General features: G+C 37.8%; 18 protein-coding genes. 2 read left to right on the forward strand and 16 right to left on the reverse strand.

The window, feature by feature from the left end:
* The 5 genes from C7958_RS00005 to C7958_RS00025 all read right to left on the reverse strand — a co-directional run.
* Positions 1-686: carbohydrate ABC transporter permease (locus C7958_RS00005; RefSeq protein WP_208323119.1), on the reverse strand; the 686-nt coding region annotated here is incomplete at its 3' end.
* A 78-nt stretch (positions 687-764) separates the two neighbouring features.
* Positions 765-2,045: an ABC transporter substrate-binding protein gene (locus C7958_RS00010; RefSeq protein WP_111570618.1), complete on the reverse strand. Its 1,281-nt coding sequence runs from the start codon at positions 2,043-2,045 to the stop codon at positions 765-767.
* 176 nt (positions 2,046-2,221) lie between these two features.
* Entirely contained in the window at positions 2,222-3,247 is a 1,026-nt protein-coding gene (locus C7958_RS00015; protein WP_111570619.1) for a Gfo/Idh/MocA family protein, read from the reverse strand.
* Between the two features lie 57 nt (positions 3,248-3,304).
* Positions 3,305-4,462, reverse strand: a complete 1,158-nt coding sequence (locus C7958_RS00020; protein ID WP_111570620.1) for a Gfo/Idh/MocA family protein — start codon at positions 4,460-4,462, stop codon at positions 3,305-3,307.
* A gap of 7 nt (positions 4,463-4,469) precedes the next feature.
* Positions 4,470-5,384: a sugar phosphate isomerase/epimerase family protein gene (locus tag C7958_RS00025; RefSeq protein ID WP_111570621.1), complete on the reverse strand. Its 915-nt coding sequence runs from the start codon at positions 5,382-5,384 to the stop codon at positions 4,470-4,472.
* 191 nt (positions 5,385-5,575) lie between these two features.
* Here C7958_RS00025 and C7958_RS00030 point away from each other — a divergent pair, with 191 nt between their 5' ends.
* Positions 5,576-6,448: an AraC family transcriptional regulator gene (locus C7958_RS00030; protein ID WP_111570622.1), complete on the forward strand. Its 873-nt coding sequence runs from the start codon at positions 5,576-5,578 to the stop codon at positions 6,446-6,448.
* A gap of 30 nt (positions 6,449-6,478) precedes the next feature.
* Positions 6,479-7,261: an HD domain-containing protein gene (locus C7958_RS00035; protein ID WP_111570623.1), complete on the forward strand. Its 783-nt coding sequence runs from the start codon at positions 6,479-6,481 to the stop codon at positions 7,259-7,261.
* Positions 7,262-7,392: 131 nt separating this feature from the next.
* Here C7958_RS00035 and C7958_RS00040 read toward each other — a convergent pair whose 3' ends face one another.
* From C7958_RS00040 to C7958_RS00090, 11 genes are all read right to left on the reverse strand, one after another.
* The gene (locus C7958_RS00040) at positions 7,393-7,869 is read right to left on the reverse strand and encodes a hypothetical protein (RefSeq protein WP_111570624.1); all 477 of its coding nucleotides are present in this window, start codon (positions 7,867-7,869) and stop codon (positions 7,393-7,395) included.
* Between the two features lie 119 nt (positions 7,870-7,988).
* Entirely contained in the window at positions 7,989-9,380 is a 1,392-nt protein-coding gene (locus tag C7958_RS00045; protein ID WP_111570625.1) for an SLC13 family permease, read from the reverse strand.
* Positions 9,381-9,535: 155 nt separating this feature from the next.
* Positions 9,536-9,955, reverse strand: a complete 420-nt coding sequence (locus C7958_RS00050; protein ID WP_111570626.1) for a hypothetical protein — start codon at positions 9,953-9,955, stop codon at positions 9,536-9,538.
* Positions 9,956-10,180: 225 nt separating this feature from the next.
* Positions 10,181-10,756: an adenylyl-sulfate kinase gene (gene cysC / locus C7958_RS00055; RefSeq protein WP_111570627.1), complete on the reverse strand. Its 576-nt coding sequence runs from the start codon at positions 10,754-10,756 to the stop codon at positions 10,181-10,183.
* Positions 10,750-12,561: a GTP-binding protein gene (locus tag C7958_RS00060; protein ID WP_111570628.1), complete on the reverse strand. Its 1,812-nt coding sequence runs from the start codon at positions 12,559-12,561 to the stop codon at positions 10,750-10,752. The genes cysC and C7958_RS00060 overlap by 7 nt, the downstream gene beginning before the upstream one ends.
* Before the next feature lie 9 nt (positions 12,562-12,570).
* Positions 12,571-13,452: a sulfate adenylyltransferase subunit CysD gene (gene cysD, locus C7958_RS00065; RefSeq protein ID WP_111570629.1), complete on the reverse strand. Its 882-nt coding sequence runs from the start codon at positions 13,450-13,452 to the stop codon at positions 12,571-12,573.
* 276 nt (positions 13,453-13,728) lie between these two features.
* Positions 13,729-14,070 carry a hypothetical protein gene (locus C7958_RS00070; RefSeq protein WP_111570915.1) on the reverse strand — a complete coding sequence of 114 codons (342 nt, stop codon included), beginning with the start codon at positions 14,068-14,070 and terminating at the stop codon, positions 13,729-13,731.
* 113 nt (positions 14,071-14,183) lie between these two features.
* Positions 14,184-14,606, reverse strand: a complete 423-nt coding sequence (locus tag C7958_RS00075; protein ID WP_111570630.1) for a M67 family metallopeptidase — start codon at positions 14,604-14,606, stop codon at positions 14,184-14,186.
* 21 nt (positions 14,607-14,627) lie between these two features.
* Positions 14,628-15,650 carry a sulfur carrier protein ThiS gene (gene thiS / locus C7958_RS00080; protein WP_166668462.1) on the reverse strand — a complete coding sequence of 341 codons (1,023 nt, stop codon included), beginning with the start codon at positions 15,648-15,650 and terminating at the stop codon, positions 14,628-14,630.
* A gap of 78 nt (positions 15,651-15,728) precedes the next feature.
* A complete protein-coding gene (locus tag C7958_RS00085; RefSeq protein WP_111570631.1) occupies positions 15,729-16,034 on the reverse strand; it encodes a 4Fe-4S dicluster domain-containing protein in 306 nt (101 codons plus the stop codon).
* Positions 16,035-16,056: 22 nt separating this feature from the next.
* Complete coding sequence (locus C7958_RS00090; protein WP_111570632.1) at positions 16,057-17,781, reverse strand: adenylyl-sulfate reductase subunit alpha; 1,725 nt, start codon at positions 17,779-17,781, stop codon at positions 16,057-16,059.
* Between the last annotated feature and the right edge of the window lie 7 nt (positions 17,782-17,788).

Here is a 17,788-nt window from a genome sequence, read left to right on the forward strand (position 1 = left end):
ATAAATAAACGAATTGTCTGCATTACAACATTAAAAAATATAACCGGTGTCAGCATCGGGATAGTAATATGAAAAAACTTCTGCCACCAGCTGGCCCCATCAATTGCTGCTGATTCGTACAATCTAATCGGAATCTGCTTTAAACCAGCAAGAAAAATGAGCATCGGCGAGCCAAACTGCCAGGCAGCAAGTAAAACAAGCGTCCAAATTGAAGTCTGGGGATTACCTATAAAACCAATTGGATTATCTAAAATCCCCATTCCAATTAGAATATCATTCATTGCTCCACTGTAGCCAAATAGCTGTCTCCAGACTACAGAGATAGCAACACTACCTCCAATTAAAGAAGGTACATAAAATAAAGTTCTATAAAATCCTACAAATTTTCTTCCCTGATTAAATAAAACTGCCAGAAGCAGAGCAAAACTGAGTCTGAGTGGCAAAGCTGTAAAAGTATAAATAAATGTTACCTTTAAAGAGTTCCAGAAGCGAATATCATTACCAATAATTTCTCTATAATTATCAAGACCAATAAAAGTTGATTGACTGATTAAGTTATAACTGGTAAATGAATAATATAAAGACATAAGTACAGGTATTAACATAAAAGCAAAAAATCCAAAAAGCCAGGGGCTTATAAATATGTAACCGGCTAAAGTTGTTTTCTCATTAACATAATTTCGCACCTAAAATCATCCTCCTTTTTAAAAACGAAGCAGAAGTATTATAAACAACTGCTCCGTTTTATATATTTTATTTTTTATTTAATTATTTTTGGCCAGAATCTTATTAGCAGTAGTTCTAAATTCCTTAGCGGCTTCCATAGGTTCAATAGCACCATACATTATAGACATCATTAAACGTTTTTTTAAGTCAACAATTTCCATATGTCCACTTGGAGGTGGAGCATAAATTGCACTTGAGTGATTAGATGCTGTTTCAACATATTCAAACTGTTCTTTATTAACTTCATCTAAAAGAGGCATTAGAGCTTCTCTAACATCTTTAGGAGCTGGAACACCACGTTCAGCCATTAAAACCTTATTTGCTTCGATATTATTTAAAAAGAAGTTTACAAATTTAGCTGCTTCTTCTGGATGTTCACTATTTCTGGTTACTGCAAGATACTGTCCCTGTTTGATAAATAGTCCTTCCTGAACCTGATCCTTAAGCTTTGGCAAGGTTAATAATTCAAGTTTTTTACCTGCAGCAGAACTTGCAGCTACAATCTGATTACTCCAGAGTCCAGCCATTGCTGCCTGCTGATTGGTAACTAATTCTTCTTCCACATTGGTTCCCACTTCTTTAATCAGAGAAGGTGGCGCATAAAAACCAGCATCAATTAATTCTTTCATTTGTGTATATAAATCTACAAATAACTGATCATCTTCATAACCCAGAGCAGTAGCATCTTCATTATAGAGAGATTCTCCATGCTGGCGGAGCCAGATTCTTAAGTCAAATAATCCACCCCAGGAGTGTGGAAGAGTTCTATCAGCATAAACTCCCAGTTTGTCGTGAATAGTATTTCCAATCTCAATATATTCCTCCCAGGTCCATTCAGGGCCAGGAAGTTCAACTCCTGCTGTCTCAAATAGGACTTCATCAGCTGCTATTCCAACAGAGTTAACACCAAGAGTAATACCATAAAGCTTGCCGTCCATTTCTCCCATTGGCATATCCACATCTGACATATCAAGAATACCACTTTCAACATATGGATTTAAATCAACTAACTGATTATTATCAGCATACTGAACAATATATTTACGGTCATGCTGCATAATATCTGGTAAACGATCACCTGCAGCCTGGGCAGCCATTTTTTCCCAGTAGCCAGTCCAGCCTGTATACTGGGGCTCTATATTTACATTAGGATTCATTTCTTCATACATATCAATTACTCTTAGAGTTCGGGTGTGTCTGTTCTGAGAACCCCACCAGGCCATTCTCAATGTAATCTCCTCATCCTGTGCCAAAACTGCTGTGGGAATAGTACTTAATAATAATGCAATAATCATTAAACTTAATACTGATTTTTTCATTATAATATTTCCTCCTTAAATTTTATATGTTCTGATAATATTTTTTATTGCTTATATTGTTTCTTTTCTGAATTTTTAAAGCATAAATAATAAATATATTCTATAAATTTACGAAAATAAACTAAATGCAATATCCATCGCATCACCTCCTGATATAAAAATTTTAGCAATCTGCTTTAATAATCACTTTCATTTTCTAGATGAAATTTTTTATTATTCTGAGCAGATAGATTAATATACTTAATTAAAGTTAAAGTCTTTAAACCTTCAGCAGCAGTTACAATATTCTCATAGCTATCAGCTAAAAGATCCTGGTAAAACAATTCAATTATCTTATGATGACTGTTTCCCCAGTATGATTTATAATCACCCTGATTATCAGCATTAAAAACAGATTTATTATCACCTTGATTAATTACCAGCTGATCATTAAATAATCTCATACTGCCATTCTCACAATCTATTACAATTTCTATGGGACTGTTCTGACTAAAGGTATTGGTGGCATAGAAGATTCCGAGAGCACCGCTTTCAAAATATAATGTTGCTTCGGCAGTATCTTCCACCTCTATTACATCATTTAAGACCCGGGTATCAATATTACCCTTAACAGCTTTAATCTGACCGCCAAACCACTGCATCAAATCCAGAGTGTGAATCGCCTGATTAATTAAAACTCCACCACCCTCAGTTTCATAAAAACCCTTCCAGTCATCTTTAAGATAATAGTCCCGGCTGCGGTGCCAGGTTACAAAACCTTTAATCCCTTTAATCTCTCCCAGTTTACCGCTTTCAATTATTTTTTTAGCCTGTTGATTATTATCATTAAATCTATTCTGAAAACAAACTCCCAGCTTTGCCTGACTCTGAGCCAGAGCAGCATTAATATTTTGGCCATCCTGATAATTTAGAGCCAGCGGTTTTTCAACAAAAACATTAATTCCGGCCTCTAAAAATTTGACAGCCATTGGACTGTGCAGAAAATGAGGGGTACAGATGTGAACAACATCAATCTCCTTATTTAAAAGTTCTTCATACTTAAGCAGATAGGAACAGTTATATTCTTCTGCCGCTTTTTTGGCTCTTTCTTCCCTGATATCAACTACATATTTTAATTTCACCTTTTCCAGCTCAATCAATGCATCTGCATGAACTTTATATATACTGCCACAGCCAACTATGGCTGCATTTAAGTTCTTCATTTTTTAGACATCCTCTCAAACTAATCTCTTTTAATTAATCCAATTTTTATAAATTAATTAAAATGTCCCATCAACCTTCATTGTTTTAGCAGCTGTACTTTTCTTAATAAAATTAGAATTTTTTATTTTTTCGTCCAGTTTTTCTTTAAATAAGTCCTCATCCAGAGGCAGTTCTACCCAGTCATCTGTCCAGGCCGAAAGGTGCATTGCATTGGAGATTGTCAAACCCTTTATTCCTTCCTCCCCGGGAGCAATTAATTCTGTTTTATTTAAAATTGCATCTATCCAGTTATTCAAAATACCTGGATGCTCAGGATTTTCACCAGGAGCAGGCACCTTAAATTCCCAGCACTCTGGTTTACCAAAACCACCTTTAAATTCTGCATTAAATTTTCTTTCTGGAGTTCTGAGTTTTCTAAAAATAATTTCATCATTTTCAACAACTATTTTACCTTTGTTTCCTGTAATTTCAAAACGATTAGTTTCTGGGGCGATACCAGTTGAAGTAACAAAAACTCCTGTAGCACCATTTTCATATTCCACATATGCTGTTACATCATCTTCTACTTCTATTTTATGATACTTACCATTTGCAGCAAAGGCTCTTATTTTTTTAGGCATTCCACAGACCCACTGCCAGAGATCGAGCTGATGGGGATCCTGATTTAATAGAACTCCACCACCTTCTCCTTCCCAGGTTGCTCTCCAGCCACCGTTATTATAGTAACTTTGAGAACGGTACCAGTCAATTATCCAGTTTGTCCTTTTAATTTCTCCCAACTCACCAGATTCAATAAGATCTTTTAATTTCTGATAAATAGCTCTGGTTCTCTGATTATACATTATCCCAAAAACCTTATCAGACATTTTAGCAGCTTCATTCATCTCTCGTACAGCCTTTGTATAAACCCCGGCTGGTTTCTCGATTAACACATGCAGCTCATTTTTAAAAGCTTCCACTGCCAGCGGAGGATGATCATAATGGGGTGTAGCGATAAATACAGCTTCAATATCTGCTTGCTGATAAAATTTTTCTGAACTGTCAAAACATTCAACTTCTACCGGAAGATTTTCTTTAGCCCATTTGATTCTGGCTGGATCAAGATCGCAGACTGCAGTCAGTCTAGAATTTTTAACTCGACCATCTACTATCGATCTAGCATGGTTAGTACCCATATTTCCAATTCCAATAATACCAATCTTCACTTCTTCCATCTGCTATCTAATCCTCCTCAAGTTCACTCCTGATCTCTTCCATTAAACCCTTAAATCTTTTTCCATATTCAAGATAAGTGTTATATTTGGCATCAGCCTGACTATCGTCACGGTCTTCATGATAAACAGCTCCCATATGAGGTTCAATAGAAAATCCACCATCATAACCGCCTGCCAGCAGATCTTTAATAATTCTTTTTACCTCACCATTACCTTCTCCGGGATAGCAGTAATCCATTTCCGGAAAAATTCCATTAGTTTCTTTAACAAAAGTACCATCTTTAATATGCACATAGGCTATTTTGTCTTTTAAATGCTGATAGGCACCCCAGCTTGTCTGTTTTTCATAAGGGGCTTCACCCATTCTATTATCAGCCATTAAAGGATTACCAGTGTCATAAACAATCTTAAAATTAGGAGAATCAATTGCTGCAAGCAGTTTGTCCATGTGTTGATAGGACTGTGAAAAATAATTCATGCAGTTTTCATGAACATAAGTAATCCCTGCTTCTTCACACATTTTAACCATTTTTTTTAAATGATCAATAATTTTCGCTTCAATTTCAGAATTCTCTGGCGAAAGTTCTTTGGGAATTCCATAGCTCATTCCGCGAATCATTTTAGTTCCCAGCTTCTGCATTCTGGGTATAGCTCGCTTAAGTTCTTCCATACTATTTTTAAATGAATCCTCTTCCCGGGGATCCTTCCCCCAGTTAGCAACAGCACTGCCAAAACAGTTAACTTTAACACCCGCTGCTTTTAATTTTTCAGCCACCTCTTCAAACTTTTCGTCACTAATGTCAGTAAGATTTGTTCCCTCAATACTGCGAGATTCTATATACTCCCAGCCAAGTTTCTTAGTCACTTCTATCTGTTTTTCTATAGAATCTGCTGCTTCATCAGCAAAACCAGTATAATACATCTTAATTCCTCCCCCTTGGATTAAACTTAAAAAATTGAAAATAAAGTTTTAATTATCCGAAAATTCATTCTGTATTCAATTATACAACAATAATTATAATTTCGCTTTGGAATTACTGCTTTAAATATTGCAGATCTTTAGGTATAATGTATATATAATTTAATTATAATACTTTTTAGGAGGTACACTTTTTGTATAGTAAAAATTGTTCATTACAAAATAATTTTTTAGATATCAAATATACTAGGTCTGATATTATATCTTCAACTGAAAAATTCAATATGCATTTACATGATTTTTATGAAATCTATTATTTTTTAGAAGGGGATGTCACTTATTATATTGAAGGACATGGCTACCAAATGGAGGCCAACAGTTTATTAATTATTAATAATAAAGAACTGCATAAACCAATTTTCAATAAGGAGCTCCCCTACGAAAGAATTGTAATCCACTTTTTTCCCTGGGTTCTCTCTAAATATGATTCTTATGACTTTAATTTACTGGAATGTTTTGAAAATAGAAAAGAAGCTCATCATAATAAAATCATTGACAAGAACAAAGAAATATTTAACTATTTTAAAAAAATAACTCAATATGTGCAAAACAAATCTTTAGAATCAGAGCTCATGGTTGAGACTTTATTTATCCAAATGTTAGTCCTTATTAACAAAAAATTCAATAAAAAAACAGTTGAAAATAATAATTTCATTAAATATAATAGAAGAATTTTAGAAATAATAACATATATTAATAGTAATATCGAAAAATCCTTATCATTAAATTTACTGGCAGAAGAATTTTATTTAAATAAATCATATCTATCCCATATTTTTAAAAAAAATACAGGTTTTTCCGTTCTGCAGTACATTCACTATAAAAAAATCATGACTGCCAAACGACTGCTGCTTGATAATAACAGCTGCAGTGAAGTTTCTTCTAAATTAAACTTTGGCGATTATTCTACCTTTTATAGATCATTTAAGAGGGAAGTCGGAATTTCTCCCCAGGAATATCAAAAGCAGCGCTCTGCTATAGAAAAATATCAATTTTTCAATGATTAAAAGCCAATTTTATGACAGGAGGAATTAACTGTGTCTACCCAATTGAAGCTAAAAAACAAATATATGGAGCTTGAGAAATTCTTTGACAGCTATACAGAAGAGTTCAACTTGAAAAATAAAAAAGATCAAAAAAATATCCAGCTTAAAATTGATCACAGCAAAAGAGTTGTCACAAACATGGAAGAAATAATTGCCGGTCTGGCGCTGGAAGCTGAAGCGAAATATCTGGCAAAAATTATTGCTCTCTACCATGACATCGGTCGTTTTAAGCAGTATCAGGAGTATAAAACTTTTTCTGATTATAAGTCTGTCGATCACGGAGAGCTGGGGATAGAAGTCATCAAGGAAAATAAACTGCTGGCAGATTTGAATAAAAAGCAGCAGAATATTATTTATCAAGCAATTAAACAGCACAATCAGGCAGATCTCAGGCGGGATAATTTTGAAAATGAAGCAGAATTGTTTTTTGCCCGCCTGATTCGAGATGCTGATAAACTGGATATTTTTAATATTTTTGTGGAAAGATATAAAAAGGGAAGTCAAAAAGATTATGTGATTAAACTTTCGACAGAGCCTACAATCAGTGATGAAATTTTTAAGAAGGTATTGAAGGGAGAATCTATAAATTATGATAAGCTGGAGACAATCAATGACCTGAAAGCCATGCAGCTGGGCTGGATTTATGATATTAATTTTAAGGAAACTCTTGCAATCATTAAGAAGCGAGGATATGTAGAAATAATCTATAATTCAATGGATCAGAGTCAGCAGGCAGATGAGATTTATCAACAGTTAAAGGAGTATCTTAACTAACTTAACTAACTTGACTAACTTGATCTCAGCTTATTGGATTAATCTCAGCTTAAAATAAGCAGCTGCCGGCCAATCCGACAAAAAAAGTCCCGGCAGTTTTGCTATTACCGGGATTTATAGTTGAATATTTATTATTTTGCTTTTTTCCCATCATAAAAAATATCCTGGGGCAGTTCAGTCTTTTTCAGCCAGCATCTAATCTCATCTTCTTTAACCTGATCGGAGACAAATTCATTATGAGAAAAATTAATGAATATTCGATCCAGCTCAGCTGTTTTAATTTCCTGCTTTAATTCTTCTGCCTTATTTTGCTTAATTAATTTCTTATCAAGTTTAAAATTCATAGCTGCTGCCAGCTCTTTTAACTCTGCTAAATAATCTTTAGCATTATCCTGATAAATATCAACAACAGAATCTTCTACATCACTGACAACTTTTTCTCCTAAAAAACCCACATCAGAGATTAAATGATTGAATAGTTTAGGTACTTCCTCGAGCATTACTGCTCTAACTAACAGTTGATCATCCTGCTTTAAATTCTTTTTCAGGTGTTTATTAATTTTCTTTAAACCACCATAACTGAATAAAATCAGCATATATTTTTTCATTTATTTATCCCTCACAAATTTAACACTTTTTAAGTTAATTTAAGCTTAATTAGCTATTTGCCCTCAAATTCCATCAGCATTATCTATTATATCTCCTCAAACCACTTTTTTAAAGTGTTTTAAATAAAAGTTTCAAGTCCAATCAGCGGCCAGTAGAATCTGGCAACTAAAATGTAGATTAACCAGCCGATTACTTTCAGCAAAAGCCCCCATTTTAAAGCATCTTTGATCTGATAATAACCCGAGGAAAAGGCAATCGCATTTGGCGGTGTTCCCATCGGCAGTAAAAAAGCAAGTCCACCTGAGAGAGCAACTGACAGGGTCAGCAAAATCGGATTTAAACTGTAGGCCTCGGCAGCACTAAAAGCCAGGGGTAAAATTACAGCAACTGATGCTATATTACTAACTCCCTCGGTTAAAATTGAAGTGAAAATTGCCAGCAGGAAGATAAATAAAAATGGCGCCAGTTCTAATTGAGAGAAAAATCTGGCTGCCATCCAGTCAGTAACTCCGGTTTCCACCAGCGAAGAGGCAACAACAATCGCTCCCCCGTACATTAAAATTACTCCCCAGTTGACATACTCTTCTACTTCCTTCCAGCTTACTACCTTAAAGGCCACAATTAAAACTCCTCCCAGCAGGGCTGTGATTGCAATATTGATTAAGTTTGATAAAAAGAGCCAGCTAAAAACTACCAGACCCAAAATTACAATTAATCTTTTTTCGGCTCCAGATAAATTTCCCCTTGCTTCTGATTTAGCCTTCAATTTCTTGAGAGAACTGGAGGTATCACTAATATCAATATCTGCAAATTTGGTAATAATGACTGCAAAAACAATTAAAAGCAGAAACGGCAGCGGCCAGCTGTATTTAATCCATTCAAAAAAGCCAATTGTAATTCCATAATGTTTTTCTAAAAGGCCAACTGCCAGCAAGTTACGGGCCCCACCAAGATAGGTAGTGATTCCCCCGATAACGGTTCCCCAGGCCATTGTCAAAAAGAGTAATTTACCATAATTGCTCTCTAAAGGCTTTAAATCCAGACTAACTGCAATCTCCAGGACTATCGGAAAAAGCAGAGCTGCAACAGCGTGTTCGGGCATAATTAAGGATAAAAAAGCCGCTGTAAATAAGATTCCATATAAAAGTTTAAGTGGACTGCTGCCGCTAAAAGAAATTATCTTAAAGGCCAGCCGGGATCCCAGACCTGTCTGATAAAGTCCAGACGCCAGAATCAAAGCACCAAGAATAAAAAAGATAGCTTTGGAACCAAAAAGTGAAAACGTATACTCCAGGCTCATCACATTTAATAAAGGCAGCAGGGCAATTCCCAGCAGTGAAGTCACTGATAAAGGAAGCACATGTGTCACCCAGAAGCTTAAAACCAGCACAAAAACAGCAAGAGCCCGCTGCCCGGCCGGATTTAAACCAGCAAATGGAGGCATTATTAACAGGATTATAAAAAAGATAAGACCTGCGTATTTACTAATTTCTTTAAGATATTTCAACATAAAACCATCCTTTCCGACGCTAATGGACCTATAGGTACCAGGTACAAAAAGTACGATAGGTACCTGGTACAAAAAGCCCTATTTGAACCAGGTACCTAAAAGTATAAAACAAAAACCTCTCCCATTTTCGCTCACAGGAGAGGCTGTTAAAGCGGCTATTTTGCCAGTTTATTTTCTAGTTTATATATTTCTTTTTCATTTTCAATCTGTTTGCGAGCATAATATGACATGTCAGATTCAATATTTTCAAGTTGAGCTTCAGTTCTGGTTTTGTATTCACTTAAACCTCCAACCTGGTCAAATGTTGCATCAACTCTTTTCTCTATTCGAGCTAATGTTTCATTTGTCTCATTTCTAAAACTATTGAATTCTCCCCTGAAGTTTGAAAGGTTAACTTCCAGGCCATCAACTCTAGAATCTAAAGCTGCAACCTTAGAATCCAACTTATCTACCTTAGAATCCAACTTATCAACTCTGGAATTTAGTTTATCAAACTTAGAATCCAGCTTATCAAACTTAGAGTCAAGATCTTCAATTTTTGAAAGGATTAAGTTTAATGTTTTATCTTCAGCCACCTCATTTTCACTCCCCTTTCTCCGTTTTCTCCATAAAGCCTTAAAATCTATATAAATTTATAATTTACTAAGTTAATTATATTACTTTAGATATGAATTAGCAAGAAAACAGGAGGAAAAATAAAGCTTGAAATTTTTATTATTTAGTAATAAAAAAAATTAAGTTGTAATCCAGCCAGGATTAATTTTGGTAAAAATTGGTTCGGAAAACGATAGCTGCATGTTTTAAAACAATCCCAGCACCAGCTCCACTGATTGCTCCAGACTTAAGCTTTTGGTATCAACTACCAGATCCGGATTTTCTGGCTCCTCATAGGGAGCTGAAATACCGGTGAAGTTTTCGATTTCACCTTTTCTGGCTCTGGCGTAAAGTCCTTTGGGATCCCGCTCAGCACAGGTTTCTACATCTGCTTTAACATAAATTTCCTTAAAGTTTTCTTTTCCTGCAGCCTGACGGGCAGCTTCTCTCCCGGCTTTATAGGGAGAAATAAAGGAAGCCAGAGTAATTAAACCGGCATCTGCAAAAAGAGCTGCCACTTCACCAATGCGGCGGATATTTTCTATCCTATCTTCAGCAGTAAAACCAAGGTCCTGATTTAAACCAAAGCGCAGGTTATCACCATCAAGACGGTAGGAAGCTTTGCCTCTCCAGTAAAGCTCCTTTTCCACCTCAACAGCAATGGTTGATTTGCCGGATCCCGAAAGCCCGGTAAACCAGAGCACCATGCCTTTCTGCCCGAGCAGTTCCTCCCGGGCAGCTTTATCAATTTCACCTGAATGCCACTTAATGTTATCTACCATGGTCTAAAGATAATCCCCCTGTCCTGAAGTAAGCCCTTAATCTGGGCTGAAACCTGATCCTCAGAAGTAAACTCCGGAATCTGGAGGTCAAATTCCAGATCAGTAGTAACCCTATCTCCGAGCCAGACTGTCTCAATCTGCTGAGGGTTAACTGTAGTTTTAATCAGTTCCAGATCAGACTGAGTCAGCTCAACAGCTGTCACAACTAAAATTGCTCCTGCATCAAGCATTAAATGAGAAACCTCAGCCAGACGGCGCAGGTGCTCTTCCTTATTCTTTTCACTGTCACCGTTTTTAATGTCAGCATCAACACCATAGAGTAAGTTACCGATTCCGAGGAAATAAACCAGCTTTCCATCATTAAATAATCTTTTCTCCAGAGCTTTGGCAGTCGGTTTTTTACCTACATCTTCTTCTCCAGTAATTAAGATCAGAGTTGATTTTTGATTATATTTTTCGGCTCTATCTTCGCGGCTGATCAGTGACTGCTCCCACTTGTAGTTACGGCGCATTACTTTTTCTCGAACCCAGCTTTGTTCATCTTTTAAAGCTTCTGAGATAATTCCTCCACCTGCAATTTCGAAATCATCGACAATTACAAAACGGCTGGTTTCTTCTATCTCTCCTGCCAGATCAAAAGCCATCGCCTTATCCAGTTTGAAGACTACTTCTGCCACATCATGACGCTCAATTTTTTCCTTGTTTTCATCCTGGTTTAAATTGGAAGCATCAATAACTCTATTAATTTTTTCCAGACGCGCTTTAACTTTAGCTGTTCCTACTTTTAAGTAATATACCTTATCCTTAACTAAATCCTGACGGGCCAGCCAGAAAAGATTGGCCTTAATTCTTGCTGAAACCTGAGGTTCCGCCTCATCAGCCCGGGAAGCAAGTTCACCGCGGGTAATATAAATCTGTTCATCAAGGGTAAATCCGGTTGCCTTACCAACCTTAACCTTGTGCTGTTTATCCTCTTCAAATCCTTCTATTGTTTTAACTGTACTCTTTTTACCGGAGGGATAAAAAACAACTTCATCTCCGATATTTAACTCCCCGGCACCTACTGTACCGGCAACTATGCGGCGGTCATCTCCACCTTTGGTAAATTTATAGACATCCTGAACCGGCATTCTAAATGGTTTATTGTGTGGTAAAGCTTCATTTTCAAAGCTGTCCAGCTGTTCTAAAACAGTCTGTCCCTGATACCAGTCCATATTTTCTGATTTATCTGCTACATTATCACCGAGCATCCCACTGACAGGAATAAAGCGCTCTGCCTCCATCCCAAGTTCAGCTAAAAAGTCGGTATATTCATCTACAATCTGCTTATATGTATCCTGATCATAGTCAACTAAATCCATCTTATTAACCACAACTGCAATCTGTTTGATCCCGAGCATGGAAAGCATATAGCCGTGGCGGCGGGAGTTTTCTTTAACTCCTTCTGAAGCATCGATTACTAAAAGTGCTGCTTCGGCTCTGGCTGCACCTGTTACCATATTCTTTAAAAACTCAATGTGTCCCGGAGCATCAAGAATAATATACTGCCTGAAATCCGTCTGAAAGAAAACCCGGGCCGAATCAATAGTAATTCCCTGGGCCTGCTCATCTTTTAATGCATCAAGCAGAAAAGCATATTCAAAAGGCTTGGAATTTTTGCGACAGGTTTCCTTAACCTGTTCTAATTTACCCTCAGGCAGAGAATCTGTATCTGCCAGCATTCTACCAATAATCGTACTTTTTCCGTGATCAACATGGCCTGCAATAACTAAATTTAAATCCTGTTCTCCTTTTGTATTATTCATCATTACCCCCTACATATACCCGTCTTTACGCAGTTCTTCCAGTCCGCCACCATCTTCTTTATCCTGAGCTCTACCCTCACGCTCAGCGATGTTGGCAAACTTTCCGGTTTTCAATTCTTCTACTACCTCATCAACTGTGGAGGCCGTAGATTCAACCGGCTCAGTACAGGGAGCACAACCTAAAGAGCGGTAGCGTTTACCCTGGCCCTGATCAAAATAAAGTGAAACCATCGGAATCTTTTCGCGCTGAATATATTCCCAGACATCAAGCTCAGTCCAGTCTAAAAGCGGGTGAATCCGGACATGGGTTCCCGGTGCAAAATCAGTTTTGTACTGATCCCAGAATTCAGGCGGCTGATCGCCAATGTCCCAGTCATTGTTGCGGTCCCGGGGAGAAAAATATCTCTCTTTAGAGCGCGAGCCTTCCTCATCAGCTCTGGCACCAACAATTACCCCGGTGTAGGGTTCGCGGTTGCTATCCAGCTCATACTCATCTTTATTATGATTATATCTGTAGCGGCGCCAGTTACCATTTAAAGTATTTTTCAGAGCCGCTGTTTTTAAACGTCCACAGCATTCTAAGTGAGTTGCCTTGCCATTAGGAAAGGTATCTCCTGCTGCCAGAGTTTCTTCATCCTGACCATAAATCATATCCAGATTCCACTTTTTAGCCAGCTTATCCCGGTGTTCAATCATCTCCGGAATCATGTAGCTCGTATCAATATGTACCAGCGGAATTGGAACATGTCCAAAAAATGCCTTTCTGGCCAGCCAGAGCATAACTGTTGAGTCCTTACCAACTGACCACAGCATACAGATATTTTTAAATTCACTGTAGGCCTCTCTTAAAATATGAATACTTCTGCTTTCTAATTTATCTAAATGATCCAAATTTGCCCCTCCTTATATGTTCAACTACCGTTTGCAGAACCAATTTTAACAAAAAAGTGATTCAGTTTATTTTATAAATCATTTTTTCGAATATGATCAAATTTCAAAGATTTAACTGCTTAACTCCAATTAATTAGATTCTATCAAAAACCAGCTATAAAAAAAGTCCATTCAAAAAAGAGCAGTTCCTTTAAACTGCCTAGAACTGCTCCTGATATTTAGTTGAAAATTTCATCAGCAATATTTAATGATCATTAAATACTGTTGATATTTTCCTCACTTTTTTCTGTTTTTGAGTTGATCAATCTTCATGGACAATTTTCCTTGTTCAAGGCTCAGGCAAGCAGTTTGACTGCGAATCTTATCAATTGTATAATCCAGCTCATCAATTTGTTCACTGTGTTTTGTTAATTTTTTGTTGATATTAAAAAGTTTAATATCCTGCTCTTCAAGAATATTGTCCAGCTTATCAAAACGCTTATCGTGTTCAGCTAGTTTGTTTTCAACCATATCAAAACGTTTATCAACTTTATCAAAACGTTTATCAATTTGCTCAAATTTGCTATCCAACTGGTCAAAACGGCTGACAAGTGTCTCTAAAATTTTAGCTTCTGACATCTCATTCACCTGCCCCTCCTCGTATTCTCCAGATACATATATTATATCGAAATTGCTAGTAATTAGCAAATAATATTCGCTAAATTTTGAGAGGCTGGCTAGCTGCAAAAAATTTAAATTTTAACTTCAACTTCTATTTCCTCTGGCTGTTCATCCTGAATAAAATAAGCTCTAAAATCTTCCTGCTTCTGCTGCAGAGAAATAATTAAATAAATGGCCTCTTTGTAATTGGCCATATCTATATCTTCCTGTGAAGGACGCGCCGGAGAATGAGGATGGGAATGAAATACTGAAATGAAATCGAGATCATTTTCTCTCATATCCTTAAAAACATCAAACTGCTCTTCCGGCTCCATCAAATAATGTTCGGGGCTGTTTTTAGTGTTCTTCATTAAATAAATTTTTGTTGAAAAATATTTTTCCGCATCCTCATCAATAGTTCCTGCTATAATACCACAGGCTTCTACAGGTTTATGCTGCAGGGAATACTCTAACATTTTTTGATAATCTTCTCTTTTTAAAATCAACTTTGCCATTTGCTCACTCCTTTGCAATCTTTATGCTTCTGCCTGCTGATGCAGATTACAGCTCAGTTCATATTCCATTAGTTCTGTAATCACCGGATTATCTCCACAGACATCACAGCTGTCACTTTTTTTGACTTCTACTTCTCTAAAAGAAAGATCTTTTGCATCATAGACTAACATTCTGCCAACTAAAGGACGCCCAATACCGGTAATCAGTTTTAAAACTTCTGTTGCCTGTAGAGTTCCAATTGTCCCGGCGATTGCTCCCAGCACTCCTGCTTCCTGACAGCTAGGGATCGCTCCTTCTTTTGGCGGCTCCGCAAAAATACAGCGGTAGCAGGGACCCTCTCCCGGCATAATAGTTGTCAGCTGACCCGAAAACTGCAAAATTCCAGCTTCAACCAGCGGTTTACCGGCCATTACACAGGCATCATTTAAAAGATAACGGGTCGGAAAATTATCGACTCCATCTACAATAATATCATAATCGGCAATAATTGCTTCCACATTATCCTTATTTAAATACTGATTATAGGTTTTTACTTCAACATTGGGATTCATCGCTTCCAGCTTTTCGCGGGCCGAATCCACCTTGGGCCGGCCTGTATCCTCAGTTGTATGAAGAATCTGCCGCTGTAAATTTGTCAGATCCACGTGGTCACTGTCAACCAGACCCAGGGTTCCGACGCCGGCAGCTGCCAGATAAAAAGCCACAGGAGAACCAAGTCCTCCTGCTCCAACTACCAATACTTTTGCATCTTTAATTTTCTGCTGTCCTGTACCTCCAAGATCCTTTAGAATAATATGACGGCTGTAGCGTTCGATTTCTTCCTCAGTTAAATCGAAAGCTCCCCCTCCCATAAAGAAGATGTATTCAATATTATCTCCTGACTCCACTTCTCTTTCCGCCAGTTCTCCCTGGGGTACCATCGAATCATTTAATTTAACAACGGTCACCTCTGGGTCAATCTCCAGCTCAGCCAGCAGCTCTGCCAGATTTAAATTTTCTTTAATTTCTTTCTCTTCTCCATTAACAGTAATTTTAATACTCATTTATTGTCCTCCTTTATTTAGTTGGTTTTTGGTACCGGGCACTTGGAAATTATTTCCAAGTGCCCGGTACCAAACAGTCTATCCGGTTTTATAAACTTTTCTGCTTCCATCTTCTCTATCAAAAATCCAGAGCGAACGTTTTTTATTCTGCTGTACTTTCAATTTAGTTCCCCGACCTCCGACTTCCTCGGGTAAATAAAGACTAATGGCATTGCGGGGACAGGCTTTAACACAGGCTGCACAGTCCCAGCACTCTGCTGGTCTTTTCATCTCTGCTTTTTCGCCTTCTTTTTCAATTAAATTGCCGGGACAGATTCTCTCACAGCGGCCTTCCTGATAATCGGGACAGCCATCACAAATACTCTGATCAATTTTTATTGCCATCTGACTTCACTCCCCTTAAAAATTATAAATTATATTCCAGATAAAAATCTTCCTGACTGCGGCTGGCAAAAGCTGCATATTCCTCTAAACTTTTATACTCTCTCTCAATAATTTCAATTTCTCCACTGGCAGGATTTTGCCTGGAATTAACAAATTTCCGCCACTCTTTTTTACGCTCCGAAAAATCAACTCTAGACTGATAGGCGGGCCAGCGGGTTTCTTCTCGATAAAGAAGGTGTTCCAGCAAAACTTCTGCTACATCGATTCTTTCTAACAGCTCCTGAACAGCAAGAAAATCTCTCAGAGATTCCGCCTTCAGCATTTTACTTTCATTTTTTAGTTCTTTCAATTTTGACCGGGCCTGCTTTAATTTTGAAGCCTCCAGCTCATAATACTGTGTTCTGCCCCCGGCGTAGTTTTCCATAATCTGCTGCAGTTTTTCTTCCAGCCGGACAGCCTCAATTCCCTCTGGCTTATCTAATACAGATTTTACTCTCTGGTATTCATTAGTGATTAACTCGCTTATATTTAAATTTAAAAAATTTTGCGGCAGCTCCGCTATTTCCTTCACCGCTGATTTAGCTGCTATTTCTCCTTCAACAAAGGCGCCAGTTACATATTTTTTGGGAGATCCTCCTGCCACATCACCGGCTGCAAAAAGACCGGGCAGGCTGGTGCTTCGATCCAGATCAATCCAGTAACCTGACTGACAGTGGCCGCCAACTATATAGGGTTCAGTTCCTTCTATCTCAACCTTAAGCTCCGACAGATCAGACTGACTATCTTCCCACTTCAGTACTATTCCCGGGCACATCCCCAGCAGTGACTGAGCCAGCTTTTCCTTCTTCTCAGCTTCCAGATGGCCCAGATCCAGATAACAGGGTCCTCGCCCCTCCTTATTTTCCCTGACGGTTGCATAAAGCCTCATGGCAGTAGTAATTCTGCTGTATTTTTTGAGATACTCTTCTCCCTGCTCATTCACCTGCTGTCCGCCGGCAAAAGCAAAACTGCCAGTGGGAGCAATCACATCCTTAACCCTTAAGGCCACAAAACGCATTTCAAAAGTTGTCATCTCAGCTCCAGCTCGAATCCCCATTGCATAACCAGCTCCGGTATTAAAAGGGGGATACCACATTTTATGTTTGGCCTGACCGGAATTATTGGGTTCATAAATCCCGGCTGCCCCTCCCGTGGCACAGATTACGGCCTTCGCTTTAATTACATAAAATTTGTCTTCTTTTATATTCAGGGCAAAAGCACCACAAATTCTGCCATCCTTTTTAATATAATTTAGGGCAGCTGTTTTATTTAAAACCTGAACTCCACTCCGCTCAACTTTAGCCGCCAGAATTTCCTTAAAATTTTCTCCTTCAATCTTAATACTGCGGGAACTGCGCTTTAAATAATTACCGTTCTCATCTTTTAAAATCTTTAAACCCCAGTCCTCTACCTCCCGGGTCACCTTATTTAGGCCCCGACCAATAGAATAAACTAAATCATCACGAACCAGGCCATAACTGTCATTTTTAACATAATGAAGATACGATTCCGGAGTTTCACCGGGATTTAAGTAGGCATTGATTGCATTGATTCCTGCTGCCAGACAGCCGCTTCTTTCTATATGTGCTTTTTCGATAACTGTTACCTTAAGTTCTGGATCCTCTCTGCGGGCAGTCACTGCAGCATAACAGCCGGCAGCTCCACCCCCAATAACCAGAAGATCAGTTTTTATAATTTTTTTCTCCATTTTACTG

The sequence above is a fragment of the Halanaerobium saccharolyticum genome (assembly GCF_003259895.1).
Classification (GTDB): Bacteria; Bacillota; Halanaerobiia; order Halanaerobiales; family Halanaerobiaceae; genus Halanaerobium; species Halanaerobium saccharolyticum_A.

Bases quoted from the DNA above. Each gene is read 5' to 3' on its own strand.
- C7958_RS00015 (WP_111570619.1), bottom strand. From the start codon at position 3,247: ATGAAGAACTTAAATGCAGCCATAGTTGGCTGTGGCAGTATATATAAA.
- C7958_RS00090 (WP_111570632.1), bottom strand. From the start codon at position 17,781: ATGGAGAAAAAAATTATAAAAACTGATCTTCTGGTTATTGGGGGTGGA.
- C7958_RS00075 (WP_111570630.1), bottom strand. From the start codon at position 14,606: ATGGCAAAGTTGATTTTAAAAAGAGAAGATTATCAAAAAATGTTAGAG.
- C7958_RS00020 (WP_111570620.1), bottom strand. From the start codon at position 4,462: ATGGAAGAAGTGAAGATTGGTATTATTGGAATTGGAAATATGGGTACT.
- C7958_RS00025 (WP_111570621.1), bottom strand. From the start codon at position 5,384: ATGTATTATACTGGTTTTGCTGATGAAGCAGCAGATTCTATAGAAAAA.
- C7958_RS00070 (WP_111570915.1), bottom strand. From the start codon at position 14,070: ATGTCAGAAGCTAAAATTTTAGAGACACTTGTCAGCCGTTTTGACCAG.
- C7958_RS00010 (WP_111570618.1), bottom strand. From the start codon at position 2,045: ATGAAAAAATCAGTATTAAGTTTAATGATTATTGCATTATTATTAAGT.
- C7958_RS00045 (WP_111570625.1), bottom strand. From the start codon at position 9,380: ATGTTGAAATATCTTAAAGAAATTAGTAAATACGCAGGTCTTATCTTT.
- thiS (WP_166668462.1), bottom strand. From the start codon at position 15,650: ATGAGTATTAAAATTACTGTTAATGGAGAAGAGAAAGAAATTAAAGAA.
- cysC (WP_111570627.1), bottom strand. From the start codon at position 10,756: ATGGTAGATAACATTAAGTGGCATTCAGGTGAAATTGATAAAGCTGCC.
- C7958_RS00040 (WP_111570624.1), bottom strand. From the start codon at position 7,869: ATGAAAAAATATATGCTGATTTTATTCAGTTATGGTGGTTTAAAGAAA.
- C7958_RS00060 (WP_111570628.1), bottom strand. From the start codon at position 12,561: ATGAATAATACAAAAGGAGAACAGGATTTAAATTTAGTTATTGCAGGC.
- C7958_RS00085 (WP_111570631.1), bottom strand. From the start codon at position 16,034: ATGGCAATAAAAATTGATCAGAGTATTTGTGATGGCTGTCCCGATTAT.